The following is a 7,742-nucleotide window of genomic DNA, read 5'->3' as shown; positions in this document are numbered from 1 at the left end:
TCCGTTTCCATACAGGTGAATGGTCAGCATGGCCGGAAGGACTTCCTCCTGCTCTTCTGCCAAGACGCCCTCTGTCTGGACACCCTCCACAGGCACAGAGACAGCGGGACCGCACTCTGTCGCGGCAGCCGGGACAGCCTGAGCCGCAGTATCTGCCGCACTCTCCTGTATTCCCTTGTCAGGCTCAATGGACGAGACCGGTACAGGAGCGGGGACAGAGAGGAAAAAGCTTCCGGATACTTTCGGCAGAGTCAGAGGGCCCTCTCCTCCCTCTTCCGCCTGACTGTACACAAAGCTTCCCGCCGCACTGTATCCATATTCATCCGCACCGGAACCATCCAGATATCCCGCAGCTCCCCACAGGCAGGCTCCAAACAAAAGGATCGCCAGCACCTTGCACAGCTTTTCCGCAGCTTCCTCCGCATTCCACATACATCCTGACAACCTGATGATCTCATCCATAGCTTCCGCCTCCATTCTATCTTTCTATATATAAAATTATAAAGGACAGTCGCGGGGAGAGAAAGTGGCGTACTGACACATTTGGTCATTTTTGGGGCAGGAAGCCCTGTTTATGCTCTCCGGACTGGTCACAGATATCTGGGGGATAATTTACAAAAGACGCGGGACAGCTCCGCCGCCCCGCGTCTCTCAGTCATATTATACTGTAACAGCTCCTATTTTTCCGCCTTTTTCCGGATGAGCTCTTTCCCTGAGGTGAACACGATGGTGACTCCCAGGATCATGAGGAGGACAGCCACGATGAGCTGCAGTCCCTCCACCATGAAGACACCTGTTCCTCCCATAAACGCCCGGACAAGAGAGATAAATCTCTGCACAAGGGCTGAGAAAGTGACTACAAGCATGATCACAAAGGGCGGGACCAGTGTCCGCAGCTCTCTTCCTGTCACCTTCAGGAACACGCACAGGGTGATGAGCACAAGAGCGCTCAGCAGCTGGTTGGCGCTTCCGAACAGGGGCCAGATATTGGAATATCCCACCTGGGTCAGTATGTAACCGAACACCAGTGTGATCAGGGTGGAGAAATACTTGTTGCAGAGAACTCTCCTCCAGCCCTCCGCATGCTCCATGTCATCCACGCTGAACAGCTCCTGGAAGGACATGCGCCCGATCCTGGCAACGGAGTCCAGTGTGGTGAAGGCGAGTGCGGACACGCACATGGTCATGAAGCTCTGCGCCACATATACCGGGATGCCGAACATCTCCAGGAATCCGGCCACGCCTGACGAGAAGATCTGGAAGGGCGTGCCTACCGCAGCGGTCCCGTCGGCCCCTGCCGCGGCTCCGGCCACGCAGAGGGCGATGACCGCGAGGAGGCTCTCCAGGACCATAGCGCCGTAACCGACCTTCAGCATATCCTTCTCATTGGAAACGGTCTTGGACGAGGTGCCGGATGAGACAAGGCTGTGGAATCCGGACACAGCCCCGCAGGCCACTGTCACGAACAGGATCGGGAACAGCGTGCCGAGGCTTTCGTTCTGGAAGCCCGTAAACGCCGGAAGGTTCATAGCCGGATGGGCAAACACGAGTCCCAGGACAGCACCGGCGATCATGCCGATAAACATGAAGGTGGACATGTAGTCCCTGGGCTGCATGACAAACCACATTGGCAGGACAGCCGCCAGGAAAATGTAGGCAAACGCAATGTACACCCACATGTCTTTCCCCAGGATGACCGGAAAGTTCATACCAAAGACAAAGGCCAGCACTGTGCATACCAGGCCGAACACGACCTCCTTCCAGCCAGTCAGCTTCAGCTTATGCTGCAGCACGCCGAACACCACGGCGAACAGGATGAAGAACAGGGAAATACTTCCGGCCGCGCCGTTTACTGTGGCGTTCTCTGAAAGGCTCTGCACCCCGTCCGTCACCACATAGGCGTTAAATGTATCTGCCACCATGTCCGCAAAGGCGGCGATAACGATCAGGCAGAACAGCCAGCAAAAGCCAAGGAACAGCTTGCGGCCCGTTTTCCCGATATATTTCTCGATCAGCAGGCCCATGGATCTTCCGTCATTTTTTACGCTGGCGTACAGAGCGCCAAAGTCTGTGACAGCCCCGAAGAAGATGCCGCCCAGGATGATCCACAGGAGCACCGGCAGCCATCCAAAGGCGGCTGCCTGGATGGCACCTGTCACAGGTCCCGCCCCCGCGATGGAGGAAAACTGATGGGCAAATACAGTCCATCCGTCTGTGGGCACATAATCCTGCCCGTCATTGTGCAGAGTCGCAGGTGTCTTTGCCTTTGGGTCAATACCCCACTTTTTCGCCAGCCAGCGCCCGTACAGGACATACGCCGCAAAGAGGCACACGGCAGCGATCAGTACGATTACCAATGTGTTCATTTCTCTTCTCTCCTTACAAAACAGTTTTAGATCTCAAATCACAGAGAGCCGCAATAAAAAAACGTCCTCTGACAGATTTTCTCTGTCAGAAGACGAAATATATTCCGCGTTACCACTTCTCTTACCGGTTTCCCGGTCCCTCATCCCCGTCATCCGGCGCAGGTCTGCATCCTTCGGATAGCTTTGCCGGGCAAACAGGTTTCCTTCTATCGGTGGAAAGCCGGTCCGGGCTACTCTGCGTCCATTTCACCCTGACTGCTCGCAGGTGATGGCTTTTTGCGGTGTGCTGCCCCCTCGCACCAGCCGGGAGCTCTCTGAAAGCAGGGATCCGCAAAAGGTCGTGTCCTGTTCTTCGCATCAGCTCTTTGTAATTTACGTCTATTATAACGCTGTTTTTTCCAAAGTCAACAGAAAAACAGATTTCGCTCTGTTTTTTCTGTTTTTCACAAAACAGTCGCCCCTTTCACCTGTTTTTTCAGCTTTTTTACGACAGGCTGCACTTCGAGAGAAGGCACACGGCCTCAACTTGTTCTTCATTGTCCAAACTAATCTTTTCACTGTTCTTCCAAAAATCTCTTCAACTTTGATATTTGCATGGAAGCATCATGTTCTATTAGTTATTATCTTTTTTCTTTACTATGCTTTGAATATTTTTAATGCTTTCCAAATATTCCTCTTCAACCGGTGACAAATTCTGTACCTGATATTTTCTATACTCTTCTGTTGCCTTCTCAATTGCCTGCGCATGACTGATTGTACCGGCACCCTGCAGCACCTTTTCCCCGGTAGTCTTCAAAACATTATCAAGATGCTCCACATAATCTGACATATACATAGGATGATGGCGCATAGCCTGAATTTCTGCAAAATCAAAATATCCCGATACAATATTATTTAATATTTTTAATTCTTCATCATTAAGGTAATTCTTTGCAATGCCTATATCCTTTAAAGTAGGAAAGTCACCAGAAAAACTCTTCAATCCCATAAAAGGCTGACTCGCATCCGCGCGCTCGTATATAACCTCCGCTGCTGTATGTCCATGTGCCGCATAATGCAATTTGTTCTGCACCATTTTAAAAAAGGCAATAGATTCACTGCTCTTAGGATCATAGTCAACACTCGTTGCATAAAGGTCAAGAACCTGTCGGTACATAACCTTTTCAGACGAACGTATATCCCGTATGCGGTCTAACAGTTCTTTCCAGTAATTACCACCGCCCAGATTTTTCAGGCGCTCATCATCCATTGTAAAGCCTTTTATCATGTATTCTTTTAAGCGCTCAGTAACCCACCGACGAAAATTTGTAGCAATTTTTGATTTTACTCTATACCCAAGAGAAATAATCATATCAAGATTATAATGTATTGTATTATATTTTTTCCCGTCAGAAGCAGTTGTTCGGAATTTCCGAACAACTGAAGTTTCTTCCAGTTCGCCTTCTTCAAAAATATGTTTAATATGCTCACTGATATTGGATTTACTAGTTTGGTAGAGTTCACATAATTGCGCCTGTGTAAGCCAAACGGTCTCATCTTCAAACTTAACGTCAATTTTTGTGTGCCCATCTTCCGTTTGATATATGATAATTTCACTTCCAATGTTTTCAGAAATATCTCTTTTATTCTCCACCTTTCACCCCTCCTAGTAATCTGCTTAACTTTTTATTGTCAATTGTATTTTCTGATTGGAATACCGGAGGAAAAAATATCTACATCTTCCATTTTATTCTGCCACAGTAACTCTCTTATTCCCAGTTCAAACATACTATTTTCTTCTCTAATAAATGGATTTGTCACTATATGTTTTATACTGTCTCTCTTAAACTTATAATCCACAAAAGGAATTAATATATTGCCTCGTTTAAATTGTCCCTTTTTTAAAATATCACCACTACATTCTTCCGCCAGTAACAATTCCTCTGGTATTTTTAACACTATACGATATTCATTTTCACATGCAAAAGATTCATTTTTAAAAAAGCATCGCATATGATTTATGGATTCCTTAAATGCAAACAGTATATGTCCTCGATATTTTTTAATTTCATTCCTTGCCTCGTTATATATTTGCTGTAATACATTAAGTAATTCCATTATGCATTTCTTCTTATCTTCTCTTTTATATACAATAAGCCCCCTATAAATCACAATATCGTTCTTCAATTCTTCCCTTATATTAACTTCCGATCTATCGCTCCCTTCAAACATATTCCATGAATGATCGAATGCTATGCTTACACCCTCTCCAGATGATGCATAATAATTCCACATGCTAAGTGAATCATTCTCTATCGAAAAAGAACAAGTATATGTTCTATATATCTTCTGTTCACATTTATGCGCAATCCTTGAAAACCCTATATAAGATTGGTGATATTCTTTTAATTCCTTCATTTCAGCACTCTCAAGAATCAACTTTCTAAAATCCGAAGTATACCCATTGCATGAAAGCACATTTTCAATTAAAGGAATAATCTCTATAAACTCTGTAGAATCATTCAAAAAGCGAACATCACTAAAACGTAGGCATCCGGTGTTTAGAATCTCTTTAAGAGTATCTACAGTACAATAATGGCATATCCCTGATGCCTTATTTTCAAATCCATCTGGAGCATACATTTCTGTGATAGTCTGCTCTTTATATGGAGTATTTAAAAAATGTGACATGGAAATCGCCATGCATCTTGCAAAAATATTATTTGACATACGATGCCTCCCATCAAAAATATCCTACGGTACTTTACTCGCCGCAACAGCCAAGTTCATCCATATCCAATTCCACATTGATATGTTTATAAATTTTAAGTTTGGAAAGTAAACATACCGTCTTACCTTGCTTATCCAAACCTATTTCCGTATCATGTTCAATAGTAAAATGTTAGAATTCAATGAACTTTAGGTGCTGACCCAGATAATAATTTGTTTTTCTTAACACCTATCTATGGTTAAGTATAGACTATATCATTAATTCATATGGAATATAAGACAATCATAATCACACCGTCACTTCATCACTTGCACAAAAGCTTTTTATGTCTGCGCACCACTTTTGAATGTTAGTTTCAATGTTTGGCTTTCCTTCCAAATGAGCCAAAATATGTCTCTTATTTAATAAATAAATGAAGCAAATAACTTCCTGTGCAGTTCTTCGGCGTTCTTCATCACTTAAAAAACATAAATAATCCATGTCATCCAGACTATTTGTTCTCTCTAGCATGTGACTATCACCATTAAGCACAAGCCTATACATTAGATTTTTGAAATAATCAATGTAATCTTTGTCTCCAATCTGTTGTAAAATCGTATCATCACAGGAAATCTCTGCTATTCCTTTTTTATACACAAATGTTGAGAATGCCTCCATCACTCGTCGCATTGAGTTTCCAACAATCAGAGCTTCACTCTCATTCTTACCACAAGCATAGTCATATACATCCTTCAAAATCTCAGAATATTCGTTTCGCTTTGTATAACTGAACGGAATAATCTCTTTGTTTTTTAATTCATAACAGGTATATGTAACTTTCTTTTGTCCGTTACTTTCTCTCTTATATTCGTTGCAAACCTCCTCGCCAATTTTTTGAAGATCATATAAACACTGAATATCATGTGTCATCACTAGAATTTGGCTTTCTGGATTGGATTTAATAATATCGGCTATTTTAGCTTTCAGCAGTGACATAATTCCCACTTTGTTTTCAAAATCAAAACTTGATACTGGATCGTCAATAACAAGGATTAGTTTTTTTGAATATCCGTCTTTCGCTTCCTGATTCATAATCAATTCTGTAAAAAAATAACATAAAGCAATAATATTTCTTTCGCCAACAGATACATTGTTAGGCTTTACTGCTTTTCCGTAGGCATACAATACATATTTATCATTCTCAACTTTGATTTCTAATCTATTCTTTGAAAAGAACACATATCTGAGGCTCTTATTAATCAAGCTGACTGCTATTTTTATATTTTTCTTTCGAGATTTTAAGACATTCAACTCATCATTGAGATTTTTGATTCTCTCGTCAGATTCTTTTAATGCTTCATCAGCTTTCTTCTGATCCACCAAGGCTTGCTTCCATAACTCAAGATCTCTAGAAATCTCATAATGCGCAATGGCTGCATTATCAGTTGTGAGATTTCTTTTAAGCGTTCCAATCTTTTTAACTGCATTGTTGTAAGTTTCTATTTCCTGCTGCAGCTTAGTCCTAAACAACTCATATTGTTCAAGTTTATCAATCAAGTGGCTCTCAAAATCAGTAATAGGCGTATATGGATGGTTAATCTTTTTAAGAATAATTTCTCGTATCTTAAATATCTCCCTATTGATTTCTTCCACTATATCTTTACATTTTATATAATTAGGCGAGTCCAAGACATCCATGCCAGAAAAATCAACGTTCAATTCCTGTATAATACATTTTTTGAGGTTTTCCTCATGAATATCAACTTCTTTCGATAATACTTTCTCTATACTGCCAATCAAATCTCGTTTACCTTGATCCGAGATTTTTTGAAAGCAAAAAGGACATTTCTTTGTTTTTTCTTTTGAAAATACTGACTTCATTTCATTAATTTGATCTAATTTTCCGTCATCAATAAGTTGAAGAAGATATTGCTCACGATCTGACAACGTAGGCCTTTCAACCTTCTGTGAAAGAAGATTTTGTAATACCTTTTCATTATATGGAACATTCAGTTTCACGGTACTTCTAATCTGAGCCGCTTCATTAGCTATTACCTGACTTAACAGTTGAAGATTCTCTTCATAACGTTTTCTCAAATCCGTCAATGTTTCAGCAGGTTGCAACGCAATAATAGAATCAATCACTTTATCCGTAACGCTAGCATTGCGTTTACCATTATTAATAATCTTTTCTCGTTCAGCCCAATGTCCATTGCCAGACAATCCAAGGTTAATCTGATATCTACAGTTGCTTGGAGACTTTATATTATCTTTGTCTCTGTATTCGTCAGTAACTGTTTTAAGTTCTGTATTTCTGTTAGATTCAGCTTCAATTCTAAGTTCCAAATCCAATATCTTGTCTTCAAGATTACCCAGCTCACCCAAAAGAATAATTGCATTTAGCCCATCGGCTCGTATTTTAACGCGTGAACTCACATAATCTTCGTTAAACACATGAATACATTGAGTATCCACAAAAGCCATATCTTCTTTATCATATAATGTAGCTTGGACTATATCATCAACTACATCACCTTTTGCCTTACGCACAGCATTAGAAATTGTACTCTTTCCAGAACCATTTTTCCCATAAAGAAATGATATTCTGTCTTCATTCATAAATAACTTCAGCTCTTTTTCTTCATCAAAAAAGCCTCCTTTAAACTTTATCTTATTTAACATATTAT

General features: G+C 41.5%; 5 protein-coding genes. All 5 read right to left on the bottom strand.

The annotated features are described in order from the left end of the window. Nucleotides 1-462 (bottom strand): hypothetical protein (locus B5E62_RS08310; RefSeq protein ID WP_143468828.1); only part of this gene is annotated, 462 nt, incomplete at its 3' end. A gap of 215 nt (nucleotides 463-677) precedes the next feature. Beyond that, a complete protein-coding gene (locus B5E62_RS08305; RefSeq protein WP_087174141.1) occupies nucleotides 678-2,366 on the bottom strand; it encodes a carbon starvation CstA family protein in 1,689 nt (562 codons plus the stop codon). A gap of 613 nt (nucleotides 2,367-2,979) precedes the next feature. Next, on the bottom strand, nucleotides 2,980-3,999 hold the full coding sequence (locus tag B5E62_RS08300; protein ID WP_087174140.1) for a virulence RhuM family protein: 1,020 nt from the start codon (nucleotides 3,997-3,999) through the stop codon (nucleotides 2,980-2,982). Between the two features lie 38 nt (nucleotides 4,000-4,037). Continuing rightward, entirely contained in the window at nucleotides 4,038-5,075 is a 1,038-nt protein-coding gene (locus B5E62_RS08295) for a DUF2971 domain-containing protein (protein ID WP_087174139.1), read from the bottom strand. 289 nt (nucleotides 5,076-5,364) lie between these two features. After that, entirely contained in the window at nucleotides 5,365-7,737 is a 2,373-nt protein-coding gene (locus B5E62_RS08290) for an AAA family ATPase (RefSeq protein ID WP_087174138.1), read from the bottom strand. Nucleotides 7,738-7,742: the final 5 nt, after the last annotated feature.

Origin of the sequence: Lachnoclostridium sp. An118, assembly GCF_002160985.1 — a bacterium.
Taxonomy (GTDB): domain Bacteria; phylum Bacillota; class Clostridia; order Lachnospirales; family Lachnospiraceae; genus Claveliimonas; species Claveliimonas stercoravium.
This window is presented reverse-complemented; position numbering and strand designations above follow the sequence as displayed.